The 918-nt window shown below is 44.8% G+C and carries 2 protein-coding genes; both read right to left on the bottom strand.

Annotation, left to right across the window (positions count from 1 at the left end; translation table 11 throughout):
* A partial coding sequence (locus AC1DUA_RS39225) for an ATP phosphoribosyltransferase regulatory subunit (RefSeq protein WP_477504822.1) occupies positions 1 to 248 on the bottom strand: 248 nt, incomplete at its 3' end.
* A 439-nt stretch (positions 249 to 687) separates the two neighbouring features.
* A partial coding sequence (locus AC1DUA_RS39220; RefSeq protein WP_477504821.1) for a winged helix-turn-helix transcriptional regulator occupies positions 688 to 918 on the bottom strand: 231 nt, incomplete at its 5' end.

Genomic DNA, 918 nt, shown 5'->3' with positions numbered 1-918 from the left:
GTCCCTTCTGGACGCAAGGAAATACTGCGATCGCCTTTATCCAGAAATGTGTACATTTCTTTCTCGACAATATCCGTAGTTTCTCCGACACCTCTGGAGAAAAGCTCCGTACTTTCGAAAATTGGCGAACGGATTTCTTTGTAGTTAAATCGTTGACATAAGTCTCTTGCCTTGCTCTCCAGGTACTGCCACTTCTCCACTTCGCCGGGAAGCAGGTCCTGCGTGCCTTTTGGCTTTTGAATGCTCATGTGTACAACCTCCCTTTATCTATCGTTCTTGGCTATATAACAAAAAAATCCCCCACCCCCGACGTTTGTCAGGGACGAGAGATTTGATTAACAAATTCACCCGTGGTACCACCCACATTCAGATCGTCCGTTCTCGCGCCATAAGCACAATAAACAGAAATCTGCTCTTTACGGTTAACGCCCGCGAATACGCACTAGCCACTACTAGACGGTCGATATAAGTCGACATGTCGTTCCCAGCAGGTCCTCGGGGAGGTCTTTTCGTTCGCTCATCATAGGAAGCTTGCAGCCTGGACTTCCTTCTCTGATAATGTGGGTGCGAAATACTTTATCCCTTCAACGGATCACAAAGGTATTGAATTATTGTTTATTGTAAACATTGGCAGAAGTAAAGTCAAGAGATATACGTCCACTTGACTTAGAACTGCCTTCATTTTAATTAATGAGAGTCCGCCCATTTTTGCAACTCGTCCATAACAGGCTTAAGCCCTTTTCCTTTAGCTGTCAATTCATATTCAATACGAACCGGAGTTTCCGGGTACACGTGTCGGACAATGATCTCTGCAGCCTCAAGTTCTTTAAATCTCTCCGAAAGCATACGATCACTCATACTAGGAATAAGCACGGATATGTCTTTAAACCTCTTCGGTCCAGTCAACAAGACATGTAC

Source organism: Paenibacillus sp. 01T422 (assembly GCF_056398785.1).
The sequence above is the reverse complement of the archived record's forward strand: the minus strand, read 5'-3'. Positions and strand labels throughout refer to the sequence as shown.